This window comes from Sphingobacterium sp. ML3W, from assembly GCF_000747525.1.
Lineage (GTDB): Bacteria > Bacteroidota > Bacteroidia > Sphingobacteriales > Sphingobacteriaceae > Sphingobacterium.
In genome coordinates this window covers 2,230,162-2,250,079 of sequence record NZ_CP009278.1, presented here as the reverse complement: position 1 = coordinate 2,250,079, position 19,918 = coordinate 2,230,162, and the positions used below count along the sequence as shown (strand labels likewise).

Annotated in this window: 16 protein-coding genes; 4 read left to right on the top strand and 12 right to left on the bottom strand. The window is 37.5% G+C overall.

Going from position 1 to position 19,918, the window contains the following annotated elements; all coding sequences use genetic code 11:
* Positions 1 to 231: 231 nt before the first annotated feature.
* From KO02_RS09645 to KO02_RS09625, 5 genes are all read right to left on the bottom strand, one after another.
* Entirely contained in the window at positions 232 to 1,371 is a 1,140-nt protein-coding gene (locus KO02_RS09645) for a hypothetical protein (RefSeq protein WP_038697867.1), read from the bottom strand.
* A 393-nt stretch (positions 1,372 to 1,764) separates the two neighbouring features.
* On the bottom strand, positions 1,765 to 2,364 hold the full coding sequence (locus KO02_RS09640; RefSeq protein WP_144243294.1) for a hypothetical protein: 600 nt from the start codon (positions 2,362 to 2,364) through the stop codon (positions 1,765 to 1,767).
* Positions 2,365 to 2,591: 227 nt separating this feature from the next.
* Entirely contained in the window at positions 2,592 to 3,350 is a 759-nt protein-coding gene (locus tag KO02_RS09635; protein WP_144243293.1) for a hypothetical protein, read from the bottom strand.
* A gap of 258 nt (positions 3,351 to 3,608) precedes the next feature.
* Positions 3,609 to 4,778 carry an IS4 family transposase gene (locus KO02_RS09630; RefSeq protein WP_038697861.1) on the bottom strand — a complete coding sequence of 390 codons (1,170 nt, stop codon included), beginning with the start codon at positions 4,776 to 4,778 and terminating at the stop codon, positions 3,609 to 3,611.
* Positions 4,779 to 5,284: 506 nt separating this feature from the next.
* Positions 5,285 to 6,460 carry an IS4 family transposase gene (locus KO02_RS09625; RefSeq protein WP_038694773.1) on the bottom strand — a complete coding sequence of 392 codons (1,176 nt, stop codon included), beginning with the start codon at positions 6,458 to 6,460 and terminating at the stop codon, positions 5,285 to 5,287.
* Between the two features lie 239 nt (positions 6,461 to 6,699).
* Here KO02_RS09625 and KO02_RS23260 point away from each other — a divergent pair, with 239 nt between their 5' ends.
* On the top strand, positions 6,700 to 7,785 hold the full coding sequence (locus KO02_RS23260) for a carboxymuconolactone decarboxylase family protein (RefSeq protein ID WP_081918342.1): 1,086 nt from the start codon (positions 6,700 to 6,702) through the stop codon (positions 7,783 to 7,785).
* 94 nt (positions 7,786 to 7,879) lie between these two features.
* Here the strand turns inward: KO02_RS23260 and KO02_RS09615 are convergent, their stop codons facing one another.
* Positions 7,880 to 8,353, bottom strand: coding sequence for a GNAT family N-acetyltransferase (locus KO02_RS09615; protein WP_051959844.1), 474 nt, complete (start codon positions 8,351 to 8,353; stop codon positions 7,880 to 7,882).
* Positions 8,354 to 8,457: 104 nt separating this feature from the next.
* On the opposite strand from KO02_RS09615, the gene KO02_RS09610 reads away from it, so the two are divergent.
* Positions 8,458 to 9,633, top strand: coding sequence for an IS4 family transposase (locus KO02_RS09610; protein ID WP_038694773.1), 1,176 nt, complete (start codon positions 8,458 to 8,460; stop codon positions 9,631 to 9,633).
* 196 nt (positions 9,634 to 9,829) lie between these two features.
* The gene (locus tag KO02_RS09605) at positions 9,830 to 10,726 is read left to right on the top strand and encodes a helix-turn-helix domain-containing protein (protein ID WP_038697859.1); all 897 of its coding nucleotides are present in this window, start codon (positions 9,830 to 9,832) and stop codon (positions 10,724 to 10,726) included.
* A gap of 157 nt (positions 10,727 to 10,883) precedes the next feature.
* Here the strand turns inward: KO02_RS09605 and KO02_RS09600 are convergent, their stop codons facing one another.
* From KO02_RS09600 to KO02_RS09575, 6 genes are all read right to left on the bottom strand, one after another.
* Complete coding sequence (locus KO02_RS09600; protein WP_038702436.1) at positions 10,884 to 11,363, bottom strand: cyclophilin-like fold protein; 480 nt, start codon at positions 11,361 to 11,363, stop codon at positions 10,884 to 10,886.
* A 59-nt stretch (positions 11,364 to 11,422) separates the two neighbouring features.
* Positions 11,423 to 11,902, bottom strand: a complete 480-nt coding sequence (locus tag KO02_RS09595; RefSeq protein ID WP_038697857.1) for a hypothetical protein — start codon at positions 11,900 to 11,902, stop codon at positions 11,423 to 11,425.
* Between the two features lie 13 nt (positions 11,903 to 11,915).
* The gene (locus KO02_RS09590) at positions 11,916 to 13,328 is read right to left on the bottom strand and encodes an efflux transporter outer membrane subunit (protein ID WP_038702434.1); all 1,413 of its coding nucleotides are present in this window, start codon (positions 13,326 to 13,328) and stop codon (positions 11,916 to 11,918) included.
* Positions 13,329 to 13,356: 28 nt separating this feature from the next.
* Positions 13,357 to 16,506 (bottom strand): efflux RND transporter permease subunit, encoded by a 3,150-nt coding sequence (locus tag KO02_RS09585; protein ID WP_038697855.1) that lies wholly within the window; start codon positions 16,504 to 16,506, stop codon positions 13,357 to 13,359.
* A gap of 3 nt (positions 16,507 to 16,509) precedes the next feature.
* On the bottom strand, positions 16,510 to 17,661 hold the full coding sequence (locus KO02_RS09580) for an efflux RND transporter periplasmic adaptor subunit (RefSeq protein WP_038697853.1): 1,152 nt from the start codon (positions 17,659 to 17,661) through the stop codon (positions 16,510 to 16,512).
* 114 nt (positions 17,662 to 17,775) lie between these two features.
* Positions 17,776 to 18,792 carry an alpha/beta hydrolase gene (locus tag KO02_RS09575; RefSeq protein WP_235212380.1) on the bottom strand — a complete coding sequence of 339 codons (1,017 nt, stop codon included), beginning with the start codon at positions 18,790 to 18,792 and terminating at the stop codon, positions 17,776 to 17,778.
* A gap of 291 nt (positions 18,793 to 19,083) precedes the next feature.
* On the opposite strand from KO02_RS09575, the gene KO02_RS09570 reads away from it, so the two are divergent.
* Positions 19,084 to 19,908, top strand: coding sequence for a helix-turn-helix domain-containing protein (locus KO02_RS09570; RefSeq protein WP_038697849.1), 825 nt, complete (start codon positions 19,084 to 19,086; stop codon positions 19,906 to 19,908).
* Positions 19,909 to 19,918 lie beyond the last annotated feature (10 nt).

Below are 19,918 nucleotides of genomic sequence, written 5' to 3'. Positions count from 1 at the left end.
CTAAAACTTTTGCTTATATGATTACAGCACAAGAAAAACGGAGCCACATGCTATCCTAGTTGAAAAGTGACGTGGCTGTATCCAGAAACAGCAGGAGTTTTGTTCTTTTCATGGTATCGTGATTCATACTTTATCTTATTGGATCGTCGTGAAAAGATGAACTATGAGAGCCATTCCGACAAGAATCGCTCTCTTAATTCATCTTTTTAATTCGTGTTAATAACAGATGTATTAAAAAACATCATCATGTAGTTCATAGAGTGGTTCATAGACCATGAGGTCTGCAATAACAATCAATGTTGCTAAAAAGGTCTTGACAACATCGATACGCTGAATAAATGAAGGTGCAGATGCCTCATTGCTCAATACGGCTTCTTCCCATTCATCTACACCTTTAAGCCAGCATGCTAATGGCTTTTCCTTTAATTTATGTTCAACATAGCGCCATGGGTTTCTGACTACTTCTTTAGCCATCTTATTGAGTGCCTTCTGCTGCTTTGCGGGAATCGGCCAATCTACATCTATATTGAAATCAGCATCGCTAATGGTCATAAAATGTAAATAGAATGTCTCGATTATGTTTCGAAAATATTGAAAACGAACGAGTACAGTACCTGGATCTTCATGTGTTTTCCAATAATTGCTTTCTAATATTATTTTATGGCTAACCTTCAGCTGTTCGTGCATGTGGGGTATTGTAGTAGCCCCATCAATGATACCATAGATATCATGATCGGTGGTATAAGACCTTTCTACCTTATGGCCAATAGTCTGCCTATACTGAGGCACACAGCTATGAAAATGCCAATGCACTTTTTCATGTAAATGAATAATAAATAAGCAATTGACGATTTCTCGTATCGCTCTAAACCGAAGGAATAACATTTCGCCCAGGCAGGTGTCATTGAGTTGACCCTTATGATCGAAGCCTGCCAATAGGATCTGGAATAGGTCCATACGGTAAAATTGCAACATATTGTCTGCGTAAGCGGCTGAAAGGGTCTTGTAAGTCTGTTGGATTTTTTCATTTTTAAACACTGCTGCTCCTGCATCACTATTGACTAGGTTGAGAATAGATACCTCCTGCTGTCTCCCAATAGTGTGTTGTCTAGGTTTTAGGCTCGTGATCATGGAGCCAAGATCTAGCAGGTGTAGCAATTGTTTATACTTTTTATAAAGAATGAGTGGAGAGGTATAGGTCTTCCACAAATTTGGTTTGAAGGCGAGTGCGAATACCTCCCAACACTCTTCTTGAATCAGTTCTGCTGAATCAGCATCTTTAAATAATTGGTTCAACATATATAAAGCGTCTTTTTGATCTACCTTCTGTAGTTGATACATGCAATCTTTACAATAATTTAAATACCTCATGATTGATCAGTTATTATTGGTATAACAAAACAATAAGTGTTGCGTCTTTAAACTGGTGATCATCCAAGATAGCCGATGGTCCTTAGGATTTTCTTAGATTACCGAATTTAAAAATAGTAAAAGCACAAACCCGAATAAAAAGAAAGAAGCTCTTGATAAACCGTTCTATTCATTCGTAATAATTATTCTTAATCTCGCTTTTAAGTCTGTCTGATGTAAATATTATTGAGACTTACACCAGACAGACCTAAACTGAGGTTCCTCCAAAGAAGTGAATCCCTAGCTCTTACCTTTTATTTTATGTTTTAGATATGTGCTAGTTAATGGTTATTTTGAAGGACGATTGGCCTATTTCGGGGACGAACGACATCTATAAATACCTTTTTCGAATACCTACCCCATCCTTGGGTCTATCCAAAAGATATCCCGTAATGCTAGGACGTCCTCGGCAGCCATCTGATTGTAGATGAGTGAGTCGGTAGGTTTATCAGTAGAAATACTTGGAACCTGCTCGTATTGGTCTACTGCTTTCAGGATAGCATCTTGGTCAAAGATACTGATATCGGACTCGAGTACCTCTACCCTCTTGGCAGTCACCCACTCACGCGCTTGCGCTCTATCGAGGCAGATCAACCGCTGTGTCAGGTATTCCAGATCTTGTATGCCTGCTATGATATGTTCAGGGTATTGTACACTGAGGTATTTGAGGTATAAGGATTGATCGCCACTGTGCAGGGCATGATTGCGTAGCAACACCCGCTGTGGGTCGTAGGCATAATCGAACCTGTCGAGGTCTTTTCCGAACTGATAATGTTCGTTATATACAAAGAGCCGCTGCTGCAATTTCTGCTGATGGTCATCTTCGATGAATACCTCGCCGATAAGCTGCCAATCTTCGATATTCTGAATAGCATCATCGATGACCAGAATAGCTGGCTCTTGCAATGGAACAAACTTACCTTCGCTATCTAGCTCCACAATGTATTCCCACACGTCGTCAACCTTTTCTGGATACCAGGTTGGGTTTTCGTCATCGACGGTATTTTTTGAGGTCAATATGTTGTACCCTTTGGTCTTGCTGAAAATTTAAGGTTACGAACATTAATCAAATTGGTTAATGACTTTAAGAAAGCCCTTGACAAGGTCAACAATAAATATGAATAAAAATCAATTCTAGCAAGATTCTATAGAAATGTGCCCAATATCCCCAGGCATATGTGTTATTTTATTAATTCACCTGTTTTCTTATTAACTTTAATAAGTTTAGTCTCAGAGAAGTCTTGAAATTCACCTTTCGAATTATACTTTTTGCCAATTGCTGAATATTCGCAAATCACATTATCTTCATCATCATAACAATTTAAGTTAACATTTTTGCTTTCTTCACCAGTTCTTATCCAATCAGATATTTTGTGTGATTTGCTCCATATGATTGTTCTTTCTCCAAATGGTTTTCTTAAAGTCACGCACTTAAATGAAAGGTTATCATCTTCATCTGAAACAATAACTGCCTGATCTTTGTTTATAACAACATATTCATTATAACCCCCTACAGCATCAAAAGATGATAAAGTGTTCAATAGTTCACCTTTTTGGGAAAATACCAAAAGCTTACTTTCACTCAAAAAAGAAATTACACCATAAGATTTTTGTAAAAAGTGACTTTTATAATGGATATCACTATTTTGATAATTTCCTATTTTATAAATTGTATTATCAACTACATTTAAAATTTGCACAAATCCATCACGTATAACTGAATTGCTTAAAGTTAATTCTTCTGGGGAGAATGTTAAATAAAATATATTATTGTATCCGGGAGCAGGTGCTACATATGAAAATTTTAATTTGTTTTTCCAGCTGTTATCTAAATCATATATTTTCCTTGATATCAAATTGTTATCTTTAGAAAAAATTGCGAAAATATATTTTTCATTACTTATTCCCCCCACAACCATAGTTCCATTTTCTTTTACCAAATGACCTGTAATTTTTGTGAAATCGTTTAATTCAGGTAATATTTTAGTGTATTTATCTCTAAATTCTTTTTCTTTTCCTGTTAGTGCATTTTCAGGAGGGAAAAGCTCAGAATTAACGGATGGACTTTTAGTACAAGCACATAAGCATAGCGTAACTCAGTAGCGTCCTAAATAAAAATTAGGGTTAAAAAAATCTCATTATTTACCCTCAATACGCTTGTATTTTGAGTTTTTACAATGTTATACCCTCTGTTATTTTCAAAAGACACCTAATTGTCCATTTTTATCTGGGATTTTATCCTTTATAAATTGATCATTTGCCCATTTCCAAAAGTCAATTTTCACAAATATATTCATCCTGATAAAACTGACCAAATTGGATAGATTCCATTTGTAGATCACCTTGTTTTGAATGTATTTCAATAAAAGTATCCCGATCAATGCCGTCCATATCTGGATCTGAACTGCATTTTCCGAAGTTCCAATAAAGCTTGTCACCTTGAGTCTTTGTTTGAGATGTTTAAAAAAGATCTCAATCTGCCATCGCTGTTTATATATCATAGAGACCATGGCAGGTTTCCATTGCAGGTTATTGGTTAAAAATTCATACTCATTACCTGTTGTGCTGTCCAAAACGTGTACCAGTCTAAGTTTTTTGTTTCCATAACGTTTTGATGCCGTTCCCTCCAAGGTAATGATCTGATCCTTAATGATGCCGCTTTCTCGCATAGCCTCGCTCTGATAGCTCTTGTTTACGCTGTATCTCATATTGCTTTTGCTACGCGTAACAAAATAACACCCCTTGCTGTCCAAAACGTTCATCCACTGAAAATCAACGTATCCACGGTCCACAACAACGACACTTCCCTTAGGGAAAGCAAAGCTGTTTGCCTTTTTGCTTTCATGTACCTTACCATCGGTAATCTCCATGAAAACCGGAAGACAGCCATCATAATCCAGGACAGTGTGCAGTTTGGCAGCCCCTTTATTGCTGCGAAATGTGGCCCAGTCAAACATCGAAAGGCACAGTGGGATCACGCTGGCATCCATCAGGTATACCTCACGTTTCAAGGACCGTAATTCTTTTCGATGATTAACATCCTTATTCCATAGGCTGGAAAGAAGAGCAAAATATAGATCCCTAAACAGATTAAAGTCCCGATGCTCATTCATATAAGAGATACTCGATTTACTGGGTGCTCTGGAAATGCCCATATGGCTCATGTTGCCAGTAGTACTACGTAGACCATTGCTGATATCACGTACCGAATCAGAGGATGATAAATGACAGAATAACATGCTCACAAGGTGGGTCCAACTGGTAAGGCCTTTCTGATGCTTGTCACTATTGTAGCTACTTACCAGGTTTTTGAAAATATCCCGATCGATCAACGACAGAATCTGGCTAAAAACATTTATATTTATCATGGCGGTGTGTGATTTTTTCCAATTTCAAGTTAGCTATTTTTTAAATAGCTAAACACCGCCTTTTTTAACCCTTCTCCAAATCGTTTAGGACGCTACTGAAATAAAATATACTATTGTGAAGAATTATTGTTAAATTTATTTAGGGACTAAGTAAGTACATTCAACTTGATAATACCATTATATATTTTATGGAACCTAAAATAATACACCAGATCACTGGAATCGAAAGATTTTCGTTAGTGAGTTTTTGTATGAATTCTTGGACGCCTTTAAAAGAACCTGGTTAAAAAATAGCATATTGGTTTAATGAAGGACTAGAAAGATTTATTAATAAAATTATTATTTTGCTTATCAGACTTACATTAATGCCTGAAATCATGCGGAGGCAGCTGCTATTGCAAGATGTTTAATTATCCACAATCACTTCCGTCCTAAATAAATTTTAGGCGCGTGTTTCCCTTGAAACAGTATCTATTTTTAGATAATTTCAATTTTGACCCTATTTTTTAGTCTGAGAATATCTGTAGCTGTCCATTTTTACCCTTAACTGGTGGCCTGATAAAAGGATCATCTATCCATTGCCATATATTTATTTTCACGAATATATTCATCCTGATAAACCCGACCAAGTTAGACAGATTCCAATCGTATTTAGCCTTCTTCTGAAGGTATTTGAGCAGTAATATTCCAATCAACGAAGTCCATATTTGGATCATGACCGCATTTTCAGAAGTACCCACAAAAGATGATATTTTTAAGCGTTGCTTCAGATGCTTGAAGAAAATCTCGATCTGCCATCGCTGTTTATAAATGTTAGCTACTAGTGATGCCTTCCATTGGATATTATTTGTCAGAAAGTGGTACTGGTTGTCTGTGCTGCTGTCCCAAAAGTGAATCAAGCGTAATGGTTTAGAGTTGTATCTATCTGCTGATGGACCAGAAAGCTCAATGATCTCATCTTTAATGATTCCCTTTTCAAGGAGTGCTTCACTCTGGTATGACTTGATAACGTTGTACTTCATGTTAGTTTTACTCCTGGTAACAAAATAACAACCTCTGCTGTCCAAATCCCCGAGCCAGTTGTAATCCACATAACCTCTATCCACCACTACAACGCTTCCTTTGGAAAAACTATAGCTACCCGCACGCTGGCTTTCATGAACTTTCCCGTCTGTAATCTGCATGAAAACAGGAAGACATCCATCATAATCCAGCACAGTGTGCAGTTTTACAGCACCTTTGGTGCTTCTAAATTTAGCCCAGTCAAATACAGATAAACATAAAGGGATGATACTGGCATCCATCAGATAAACCTTGCGCTTTAATTGCGTTAGATCTTTGCGCAAATGGGTATCCTTTTGCCATAGCTTATCTAATAGCGAAAAGTACAGATCTTTAAAGAGTTCATGGGTGCGGTGCTTGTTGATATAGGAAATATTGGACTTGCTGGGTGCTCTACCAACACCTAAATGGTTCAAATTACCAGTCGTACTACGTAAGCCATTACTGATATCACGAACTGAATCTGCAGAAGAAAAATGGCAAAACAACATGCTAGCAAGATGCGTCCAGCTGTTGATCCCTTTACAATGTTTGTCACTCTTGTGCTTAGCAACCAAAACCTTGAATAATTCGCGGTCGATAAGTGATAAAATCTGACTAAAAACGTTTAAATTTACCATGGCGGTGTGTTAAAATTTGACGATTTAAATATAGCAACTTTGCTATAGCAAAACACCGCCACTTTTTTCAACGTTTAGGACGCTACTGATAAAATGACTACCTATTTAATCAGGAACTTTGTATTAGGCGATAATTTCAGGACAAACAAAAGTTTAAAATATAATGTTATTAGCTGCAATTACCACGGTTCAAGGATACGCATACAATACAGATACGAACTTTAATAACTTGACAGAAGATGGTAGATAAAAATAAAACTATGAACAAAACTATAATTATTAAAGTGGTGTTATTTATTGTGATTACAATACCTATGACAATGGTAAGCGCGCAGCAGCGCGCTACAAGTCAAATTGATTTATCTAATCAACAACAAAGCTTGATAAGCATTTCGGCACTAACTGCAGTTGGGGATTTGGAACAACTTAAAATTGAATTGAATAAGGGGTTAGATGATGGTCTTACTATTAATGAAATAAAAGAAGCACTGGTACAACTTTATGCGTATTGCGGTTTCCCGAGAAGCCTAAATAGTATTCAGGTGTTTATGTCCGTATTGGATGATAGAATAGGTAAAGGTATTGAAGATAAGTCTGGTAAACCTATTATTGTGCATAACAATGTAGAAGACAGATATGAACAAGGAAGGAAGGTCCTCGAGGAATTAACTAATGCTCCGCAATTAAAACCGGCAGCAGGTTTTGGAGCGTTTGCTCTTCGTGCTGATGCTTTTCTGAAAGAACATCTTTTTGCCGATATCTTTTCAAGCGACGTCTTGAGCTATCTGCAAAGAGAATTGGTGACCATTGCTGCACTGGCATCCATGGAGGGAGTAGAAGGACAATTGATGTCCCATATCAACATCGGAAAGAATATCGGTATCACTGAGAGTCAGTTTGAGAAAATTGCCGATCTTATTGATGAAAAAGTCAGTACGACACAGGCCAATACTGTCAGAAAACTGATTGAAAAACCTCTGGTCTCGATAATAAAACCTGACATGATTGTTCGTGTTTCAGAAATAGAAATACATCCCACATATTTAGAAGAGTACAAAATTATTTTAAAAGAGGAGGCTGCTGCATCTGTAACGCTTGAACCAGGAGTTGTTGCAATTTTTCCGATGTACCAACAAGACGATCAAACACAAGTACGAATTATAGAAATCTATACAAATAATGAAGCATATCAATCGCATTTAAAGACACCTCATTTCCTACATTACAAAACAAGTACATTACCAATGGTAAAAGCATTGAAACTGGTTGATATGACTAGCATAGACCATGACGCCATGCTTGACATATTTAAAAAATTGAGATAGAAAAGGGTCATACCCAATAACAGTCCGTGAATGTTGCCCATTCTGGTTAGCTCATCATTTTTTTCATCATGATATCCATTTGCTCATCTTCACCTTATTTGAAAATATGCGTATCAAACTCAACAAAACCATTCTTTTTATAAAAATTAATAGCTCTAGGATTCTCCTCCCATACACCTAACCATATAAAATCAACATTTTTAAGAATAGCAATCTGTAAAGCCTTATCATAAAGTATCTGTCCCACCTTCTTTCCATGATACTCCTTTAAGACGTATATACGTTCAATTTCCAATGCTTTTTCATATAGAAGTTCTGTTTGAGATTGTCCTATATTAAGCTTTAGATAACCTATAGTATTATTGCCAATCATGGCGAAATAGAAATCAGAGTTTTTATTATTTAATTCATTTGTTAGCTTTTCTAAAGAGAAACCTTCTTCTAGATATTTGGCCATATTTTCGTCAGAATTGCTTGCAGCAAAAGTATCAAGAAAAGTTTGTCTACCGATTTTTCGCAATTCCTCAATATCATTAATCGATACTTTTTTTACTTGTATAGTCTCCATAAGATATATTTAGTTCCAGTAGCGTCCTAAACGTTGAAAAAAGTGGCGGTGTTTTGCTATAGCAAAGTTGCTATATTTAAATCGTCAAATTTTAACACACCGCCATGGTAAATTTAAACGTTTTTAGTCAGATTTTATCACTTATCGACCGCGAATTATTCAAGGTTTTGGTTGCTAAGCACAAGAGTGACAAACATTGTAAAGGGATCAACAGCTGGACGCATCTTGCTAGCATGTTGTTTTGCCATTTTTCTTCTGCAGATTCAGTTCGTGATATCAGTAATGGCTTACGTAGTACGACTGGTAATTTGAACCATTTAGGTGTTGGTAGAGCACCCAGCAAGTCCAATATTTCCTATATCAACAAGCACCGCACCCATGAACTCTTTAAAGATCTGTACTTTTCGCTATTAGATAAGCTATGGCAAAAGGATACCCATTTGCGCAAAGATCTAACGCAATTAAAGCGCAAGGTTTATCTGATGGATGCCAGTATCATCCCTTTATGTTTATCTGTATTTGACTGGGCTAAATTTAGAAGCACCAAAGGTGCTGTAAAACTGCACACTGTGCTGGATTATGATGGATGTCTTCCTGTTTTCATGCAGATTACAGACGGGAAAGTTCATGAAAGCCAGCGTGCGGGTAGCTATAGTTTTTCCAAAGGAAGCGTTGTAGTGGTGGATAGAGGTTATGTGGATTACAACTGGCTCGGGGATTTGGACAGCAGAGGTTGTTATTTTGTTACCAGGAGTAAAACTAACATGAAGTACAACGTTATCAAGTCATACCAGAGTGAAGCACTCCTTGAAAAGGGAATCATTAAAGATGAGATCATTGAGCTTTCTGGTCCATCAGCAGATAGATACAACTCTAAACCATTACGCTTGATTCACTTTTGGGACAGCAGCACAGACAACCAGTACCACTTTCTGACAAATAATATCCAATGGAAGGCATCACTAGTAGCTAACATTTATAAACAGCGATGGCAGATCGAGATTTTCTTCAAGCATCTGAAGCAACGCTTAAAAATATCATCTTTTGTGGGTACTTCTGAAAATGCGGTCATGATCCAAATATGGACTTCGTTGATTGGAATATTACTGCTCAAATACCTTCAGAAGAAGGCTAAATACGATTGGAATCTGTCTAACTTGGTCGGGTTTATCAGGATGAATATATTCGTGAAAATAAATATATGGCAATGGATAGATGATCCTTTTATCAGGCCACCAGTTAAGGGTAAAAATGGACAGCTACAGATATTCTCAGACTAAAAAATAGGGTCAAAATTGAAATTATCTAAAAATAGATACTGTTTCAAGGGAAACACGCGCCTAAAATTTATTTAGGACGGAAGTGTCATTTTATACAAAATACAGATATATTTACCAGTTTTACGGATTATGATATTCTCATATAGATCTTATATTTAGGTTTTGTAAATTTGTTTATATAAGCATTTTTATAAGTATGGTAGAAATAGAAAGGATTGATACGATAAAGCAGTATAACGATACGGTAGGCGTTGATACCCTCCATCCGCTTGTTAGTATTGTAGACTTTGATATGATGCCAACTTATCAATATTTTAGACGTAAAATGGGAGTTTATGCCATTTTCTTAAAGTATATTAAATGTGGAGATATGCGATATGGATGTCAACCTTATGATTATGAGGATGGAACTTTGGTATTCATAGCACCAGGTCAAGTTTATGGTATCGATAGTAAAGGAAAGATAATAAAACCAGCGGGTAAAGCACTTGTATTCCATCCCGATCTTATCGCAAATACTGACCTAGGCAAGAAAATGAAAAACTATACTTTCTTTTCGTATGAGGTGAACGAAGCACTTCATCTTTCAAAAAAAGAACGTGTTTTGATAAACGATTGCTTAGATAAAATAGCTTATGAAATAGATCTAAACATTGACAAATACAGTAAGGTGCTTATTGTCTCTTACATTGAATTATTTCTGAATTATTGTATGCGATTTTATAATCGCCAATTCATAACTCGTAGTAATGTCAATAAAGATATACTTAGTAGATTTGAACATTTATTACATGAATATTTTAGCACCAAAAAACAGCTTACTTTAGGTATCCCAAGTGTTGGTTATTGTGCTGAGCAACTAAATATTTCAGCTAATTATTTTGGTGATCTTATAAAACAAGAAACCGGAAGAACAGCTTTGGACTATATTCAAAGCAAGCTGATAAATGAGGCAAAAATCATGCTGTTTGATAAGAAAAAACCGATCAGTGAAGTTGCCCATCAACTGGGTTTCAACTACCAGCAACATTTTACGCGACTATTTAAGCAGCGGGTCGGGCAAACTCCGAACGAATATAAAAAACTGATCTAGCTAAAAATGGATTTAAAATAGTTTGCTTAACAGCACGTTGAATCATATGTCTTCGGCAGCCATTTTGACTGTAGATGTGAGTTTGTTTCAAGCACATCATGTCCATTAATTCGTGAAATTGAGAGAATACAAATAGAGTCCTATTTTAATTGGAAATTTACTTTAATTCAAAATGGACTGTTATACTTCCTAAACCTAGAACTTTGGCCAAACCAGTTGGATCATCCACTTTACCTAGCTTTGTGTAGCTATATGATGTCGGAAAACTGTCATAGAATAGAACTAACGTTTTTGAACCGAAAAGCATAATGTCACCGTTCTTGATTGTACCTGGATTTGATGGATTAATGCGAAGTTTTGTAGCCAGATCAACATGTTTTTCATTACGGAGATGGTCTTCCATTTTTATTGTCAGTGGAAGCAGCTTTATGAAATCTTCTGTGGTTTTATTGCTTAATAAAGTAGCGGTAAAATCTTTTGAATTGACTTTAATTTTTATCTTAATCGTTTTCATATTGTCATTTTCCTTATTCACAACATTGTTTTGGATTTCATGACGCGCATCTTTGCTATCACATGCAGAGGCATTGATGACAAAGAAAAGCAAAAATAGTAAAATTGAATATTGAGATTTCATAAGTTTTATATTTGACTTAACATTTTGAAGTATTGATTTAATGAACATGCAATATAATGTTAGATACTATTGCGAAATATGGCTAATAAATAGATGGTTAATACCATCAAGGCCTCTGATATACGAAACAAGATCATATTCCTTTTCACTTTGTTAAGCTCTATTGATACTTCTTCAGCATTCATTTGCCGGATGATTAACTTATTTAAACGCATACTATTTGTTCCAGCAATAAAAAATCCACTTAAAAACAAGCCTATAACAAATACCATTTTTATGACAAACCACTGTTGCCCAACTGCAGCCCAACCTAAAGCAGCCAACATCATAATCCCACTTATAATCATCAATAAAGTGCCAGTATGAATTATCATAGAGTACTTAGATAATAAACAAGTCAGTGATTTAGACTTTAAAGGTGATTCAGGTATATGTTTCCAGATCTGCCTCTCCAATAGGTATCCTCCAATAGATCCTCCAGATGTAATAGTGATGCCTACTATATGAATAAATAGGCCTAATGAATATAAAAAATACATATTTTTCTATTAATTATTTCGTTCCTCCTCCTAAAGCTTTGTACAATTGTACTATAGCATTTAGCTTTTGATATTTTGCGTCAAGAATATTAATTTGTGTGTTGAGCTCATGCTCTTGTGCCCTTAATACTTCGAGATAATTCGCCAAACCGTGGTTCATCAATTTCTGTGAATATATTGTGGCGGACTGATAAGCTAAATATTCCTTTTCTTTAAATTTTTCGATTTGTGTCTGTGATTTGAAATTGCTCAACGCATCGGATACTTCCTTACCTGCATTCAAAATAGATTTACGGTAATTCAGATAGGCAATCTGTTGGTTTGCCAAACTTATTTCATGTCGGGTTTTTAGTTGACGTCTATTCCATACGGGTTGGGTCAGTGACGCTATAACATTCCCAAACAGAGCTCTCGGACTAAATAACTGATCGATATCAATGCTTTGAAAACCTGAACTTGCTGTCAGTCTAAAACTGGGGTAAAATTCGGCTTTTGCAACATTGACCAATTGGAAATTACGCATAAGATCATATTCTGCTGCACGGACATCCGGACGGTTGGACAAAAGCTGATATGGTACACCAATTGCTAAATCCATTACAATCTGTTGGTCGTCCAATGTTCCCCTTTCAACTGTTTTCGATTCGCCTGCCAAGAGCAGGTTAAAAGCATTCTCGGTAACTTCAATCTGATTATTAACCTGGACCAAAAGTGACTGTGCATTGTATATCAATGCTTCGCTTTGCTTTACTGCTGCTTCGCTCAACGTGCCTTCCAATTTCAAAGCCTTTGAAGTTTCCAACGATTTTGTCCTTGTTTCAATGGTATGTTCCGTTACTTTCTGCTGCTCATCCAGTATCAACAATTGATAATAAAGCGAAGCGACATGGCTTACCAATGTGGTCTGCAAAGCCTGTTGCCCCGTAATTGTACGTTGCATTTCGGTAAGAGCCGCACGCTTCGAGCTCGTCAATTTTCCCCATATATCGGCTTCCCAAGATACTGAAGCCGTCAGATCGAACTGAAAGAGATGTTGCCGTTCGCCAATCATTTGACCAAACTGTGTATTCAACGACTGGGAAGTATAGTTTACACCTGGACCTACATTCAGGGACGGTAGGAATGCTTTACCAGATTGCAAATAATAAGATCTGCTTGCCTTTATATTTTCCAAAGCAATGTTGATATCTAAGTTATTTTGCAGTGCGGTCTCGATATACACCTGAAGAAGTGGATCGGTAAAAAACTCAGCCCTTTTTATCAACCCTATGTTCGCGGAATCCACCTGCTGATATTCCTTTCTGAACAGATCTGCTGTGGGCAGGGCATTCTGTGGTCGTTCATATCGTTTCGCTACAAAACAGGATTGCAACGTAAATAGTAGGGCAATCAATGGGAGCCATTTTGCAATTTTTATATTTTTCAAAACTTTAGTTTTTTTATCGTTAAACATTTTATGGTTTTTCAATCGAAATTTCTTTTGATTTTATCGGTTTTACTTTCTCTTGTAACCATTGGAAAATGACAAACAGAACAGGGATCACCAATACACCGCATACGGTTCCGATCAGCAAACCTGCTGCCGCTCCAGTACCGATCGACCGGTTTCCAACTGCTCCCATTCCAGAAGAGAATACCAAGGGAATCATACCTGCTACAAATGCCAACGAAGTCATTAGAATTGGTCGTAATCTTGCTCTGGCAGCATTGATGGCAGCATCGGTAATAGATTCCCCAGCGTGTCTTCGTTGTAGCGCAAATTCAACAATCAAAATCGCATTTTTCGCTAACAAACCGACCAGCATAATCAAGGCAACCTGGAAATAAATATTGTTTTCCAATCCCGCAAGATGCTGCCCCAGAAAAGCACCCATTATGCCAAAAGGCAAGGAAAGAATTACTGTAAGTGGTTGTATAAAACTTTCGTACTGTGCTGACAGCAATAAATAAATGAACATAACGCAGAGGAGAAAAATAAACAGGGTCTGATTTCCCACGGCGATTTCTTCTCTTGTCAAACCGGCATAATCTACGGTATAGTCAACAGGCAAGGTCTGTGCTGCTACTTCCTGGAATGCCGTAATCGCGTCTCCGGTACTATAGCCTGGTGCATTTGCCCCATCGATCTGTACCGATGTGAACAGGTTGAACCGGTTGACCACCTGCGGACCATAAGTCCTTTTCAGTGAAACAAACTGGGATATAGGTGCCATTTCTCCCGACCCAGTCTTTATCGTAAAATGTTCCAAAAGTTTTTCATCCTTTCTGGTTTCCGGTAGCGACTGCACCATCACCCGATATTGCTTTCCGAATTTCGTAAAATCGGAAGCATAGAAACCACCCACATAGCCCTGCATCGCAGAAAGGATACTGGAAACCTCCACTCCTGACTCCTCCGCTCGTTCCACATCAATGTCCATTTCATACTGTGGATAGCTGACATTGAACGGGGTCTGTGCAAATTCAATCTCCGGCCGTTTCTCTAACTCCTCAATGAAATTTTTGGCTACTTTGTCGAGCTCCTGAATATCGTTTCCAGCTCTATCGAGCAGCACCATGGAAAATCCGGCACTACTACCAAATCCCTGCACGCTCGAGGGACCAAAAAACACGAAGTTGGCATCAGGAATGGTGGCCGCCTCTTTATAAAGTTTCCTAATAACAGTATTTACGCTCAATTCATCATTTCCTTTTCGGTCTTTGAATGGAGGTAGGTGTATATAACCTGTAGCATTGTTGCTTCCAGTTCCAGAGAATAAGCTCGCTCCAGTAGAAATGCTGAACCTATCCACCCCTGGAATATCTACTACTTTTTTCTCCAGTTCTTTCATCGCCGCATAAGATCGTTCCATTGATGAGCCTGGAGGGAGTTCTGCATTAATATAAATTACTCCTCTATCTTCCAGAGGCACGAAACCTTTTGGCATGGAGCTATTTGCCCAAAACAGCAGACCGATTGCAACGATAAACATCGTACCTACAATCCATTTTTTATCAATCAATCCTTTTACCAATACGCCATATCGTTTAGTAGTCAAATCAAATGCAACATTGAACTTATAATTGAATTTCTGTACCACATTTTTCTCTGCGTATGTTTTGTCTGTATGATCAGATTTTAGAAATAAGGCACACAGCATAGGCGTTAAGGTCAGGGCATTGACTGCCGAAATAAAGATGGCAACCATCAGGGTGATCCCGAACTGTTGATAGAAAACGCCCGCAGGTCCACTGATAAACGTTACAGGAACAAAAACAGCACCCAAAACCAAGGTAATGGAAATGATGGCTCCTGAGATTTCTCCCATTGCCTCAATAGTTGCTGAACGGCTATCTTGCTTCTTTTGCTGTAATTTAGCATGAACGGCTTCGACCACCACAATGGCGTCGTCAACGACAATACCGATCGAGAGTACAAGCGCAAAAAGGGTCAGCAGATTCAGGGAGAAACCAAACAAATTTAGAAAAAAGAAACTGCCCACAAGTGAAACGGGTATCGCAATGGCTGGAATAAGGGTAGAACGAAAATCCTGCAAGAAAAGCAATACGACTAAAAATACAAGTAGAAACGCCTCTATTAGTGTTATGACTACCTGGTCGACAGCTCCATCCAAAAACGTATTGAGATCGTAATCGTTTAACCAATGTAAACCTTCAGGCAGGTTAGGTTCGATACTGTCAAGGTAATCCAACACCGCTTTGTTGACTTCCTGGGCATTGGAACCTGGACTTTGATACACGCCGAATACGCCGTTGACATAACCCATTGTTTCACCTACGCCAGAATAACTTTGTGAGTCGAATGATACATCGGCAACATCTTTTAATCTTAAAAATTGTCCGTTCCCTAACGCCTTAATAATGATGTTTTCATATCCGTTTTCAGTATCGAACCTTCCCTTGTAGCGGATTACATACTCGTTGGTTCGTCCTGCGTTGACGCCAACCTGACCGGCTGCGGCTTCTCTACTTTGGGAATTGATTTTTGCAATCACATCATCGGGTTCCAGACTATATGCAGCAAGTTTCTCCGGAGAAAGCCAAATACGCATCGCGTAATTTTTAGCGCCGTGTATATCGGCATTTGCCACACCCTTGATTCTCTTAATCGCAGGAATGACGTTGATGTTGATATAGTTTTCGATATAGACTTGGTCGAACGAAGGGTTTGTAGAATAAAATCGGACAAATATCAAAGCCGAGGTTTCCTGTTTTTGTGTCACTACTCCCGATCTTGTAACCTCTTGGGGAAGTAAAGGTGTAGCCCTACTTACCCGATTCTGAACATTTACCGCTGCAATATCTGGATCGGTCCCTAATTCAAAAAACACGTCGATACTTGCTGTCCCGTCGTTGGTAGCTGATGAAGAAATATAGGTCATCCCCTCCACCCCGTTTACCTGCTCTTCAATAGGCGTAATGACAGAACGGATAATAGTCATCGCGTCTGCTCCGGGATAATTAGCGGTTATTTTTACAGTAGGTGGTGCGATGTCAGGGTACTGTGTCATCGGAAGTCCCTTTAACCCAAGTATTCCCAAAACAACTATAAAAATAGAGATGACGGCAGAAAACACCGGTCTCTCAATAAATTTCTTAATCATAATTTAGAATATTGGCTTAATGTTGTTAATAATACTATCTGTTACTGTTTTCGTCTGACGGATTGCCGTGTTTGAACGTAAACCTGACATACCTCCTGCCACTACGATATCGCCTTGTTTCAATCCGCTTTCAACCAGTACAAGGTTATTGATTCGATCAATTTCTTTTATCTCTGTCAATCGTACAGTATCGTTTGTAACGATATATGTATATACTTTTCCTTGTTGTTCAAAAACACTTGTTTCAGGTATAACGAGAGTATTTTTATAAGGTTTGGGGATTCGAATCGTACCACTGTTGCCGTTAGTAAGTATTCCTTGTTTATTCGGAAAAGAAACCCGGAACTGTATACTTCCTGTTTGTGGATTGATTTGGCCAGTAATGGCGCTTATAGTACCTTTTTCGTCATAAATCCTACCATTGGCCATTAACAATTCAACAGGAGGAATATTTTTCAGTTTTTCTTCTGATGAGTTACCCGCTGTTTCATATAGAAAATTGAGATATTCAGATTCATTCATTGAGAAATAGGCATACAAGGCTCGAATATCTGAAACGGTGGTAATAGGTGTCTGGTCGGAAGGTCCTACTAAAGCGCCCGTCCTTAAATTTATTTTACCGACCACACCATCCACAGGTGCACGAATGATTGCATAATCTACATTGGCAGCAATACTGTTATAATTTGCCTTTGCCTGCTTCAATTCACTATTTGCATGCAATAGCCTAACTTGGGCTGTTTCCAATAATATTGGACTTATAATGTTTTGATCGACCAATGGCTCCAATTTTTTCACTTCAACTTGGGCAACTGCTACTTTGGCCTGTGCTGCAGCAACACTTGATTGTGCCGCACTTTCAGTTTGGGAGAGTACATTGGTTTCCAGCTTAAACATGACCTGTCCTTTGTTGACACGTTGTCCCTCATCTACCAATACTTCACTTATATAGCCCTGAATCTTAGTGCGAACATCATTATTGTTAATCCCCTGTATGGAGGTTGGATAGGTTTGATACCCTAAAACATCCCTGTTTTCAACCTCCACAACTGGGTAAGTACGCTCTTCCTCCTGAGTGATTTCACTTGCAATGCAAGAAGCAAAAAGCGTAGTAGACAATACAGCTATTGTTATATTTTTGATTAAATAAATCATCTTATTATTTTAATTATCACGCTCAATAAAGTCAAAAAGTAGCCTATAACGATCCTTTTGAGACCGCCCAAACTCTTTTTTAGATTTATTTTGCTTATCTGTTTAGTACGAAAACTATTTTAGGTTTGTCCTGAAAAATGTTTCCATTTTGTCAAACGGAATGACATCCAACTTATCATACAAATCCACATGGACAGCATTTGGGATAATGATAAGTTCTTTTGGTTTTAATGCATCCTTAAAAGCATCTTCAGAAAAATAACGTGAATGTGCATTTTCTCCTGCAATCATCAAAAGTGGTCTTGGCGAAATCTCTTTGATATAGGTTAATAAGGGCATATTCATAAACGATAACGCATTTGTCGCATTCCAAGCACCTGTTGAATTTAGAGAACGTTCGTGATAACCTCTTTCAGTTTTGTAGTAATCAGCATATTCTTTTACAAATTGCGGTGCATCATCACTCGAATTTTCAGCATTTAATATTGCTCCTGCGTGGAATATCCCTGCTTCTGCATCTTTCCAGCGTTGTTTGCCTAGTTGCTCTAAAATTTCAGTACGCTGCTCCAATGTCATTGCATCATTATAGCCTTTTGCGTTCACCCTTGACATATCGTACATACTGGTAACTGCCACGGCTTTCACACGTTTGTCGATAGCAGTGGCGTTCAATGCGAAACCGGCCCAACCACAAATCCCGATGATGCCTATTTTACTTCTATCAATATTTTCCTGTATTCCAAGAAAATCTATTGCCGCACTAAAATCTTCTGTATTGATGTCGGGCGATGCTACGGCACGAGGTTCGCCACCGCTCTCTCCTGTATAAGACGGGTCGAATGCAAGTGTGATAAAACCACGTTCTGCCATTTGGTTAGCATATAATCCCGATGATTGTTCTTTGACTGCGCCAAATGGTCCACTAATTGCTAGTGCTGGTAACGACCGATTGTTATTATTTTTGGGTGTGTATAAATCACCTGTCAATGTTATACCGTAGCGGTTTTTAAAGGTAATTTTTTGTCGTGTTACCTTTTCACTTAATTGAAAGGTATAATGTTCTTGATTTTCCATTTTGATTTGATCTTTAGAAGATGAAACTTGACCGTAAGCCTGAGATAAAACTATCATAGAAACGATTAATAAAATTGATATCCTTTTCATATTATTGCTTTTGTTAATGACAAACCGAATGTGATCACACGGATTTAATGTGTTAGCATTCTAGCGACAGTACAAAAGTAGATACTAAGTAGCGCTATTATATTACATATTGTACAGCAATAATGTCACATATCGAACCTTATAATAAATATTATTGATCGTTTGATAAATTTGAATAATTAATTTTTTTATTAAAAAGTAGGTCGGTACTATTTTAAATATTACTTATGTTTACGTATAACTTTATGACGATTGAGTATGCAGATAGATGAGAATCAAAAAATAATATCATTTAAGGCTTCGAATTTAGCTCAATTTCCCAAGGATTTTCAATCCCGATTTCACACACATATTTACTGTCAACGTGGAAACGCAGAATTCAGATTCAATGACCAGATATTCCATTGTAAAACAGGTGAATTTATTTTTTGGCTTGCTGGAAGTGAGGTATCAGATCTATTCCTTTCCGGAAATTTTCTGGCAATGGTATTATTTATTGAAAAAAAATTTCTTTTGGACAACCTCCCCAATCAGAACCTGAGTATAGATTCTATTGTATATCATAAGGAGAACCCTATTTTGCATCCTGACGATAAAAATGATAAAAAAAAGATTCTTGTCAATTTCCAAATGCTGAACAATAGGTATTTAGAAACAGAACATCGGTTTTATGATGAAGTATTGAAACTTCAGATACAATTGTTCGTTTTGGAGATGTGGAATATTTTTGCCAATCAGTTGGATAGACGAAGACGTTCGTTACAGGCAGGAACACTTTATGAAAGATTTCTACAATTGGTAGAAGATAATTGTATGAAGGAACGTGAGGTGCAGTACTACAGTAATCGACTCAATGTTTCTCCAAAATACTTGAATCAAATCTGCAAAGCAAATACAGGTGTTCCTGCTTCTCAGTGGATACAACGTCTTACAAAAGACCGAATAGTTGTTATGCTGCGGAACAAGAATATGAATGTTTCGGAAATTGCAAATGAAATGGAATTTTCTAGCTATTCATTTTTTACCCGATATGTAAAAAAGGTGTTAGGAGTTAGTCCAAGCGAATATAGACGACAGTTCTAAAATCTGTTTC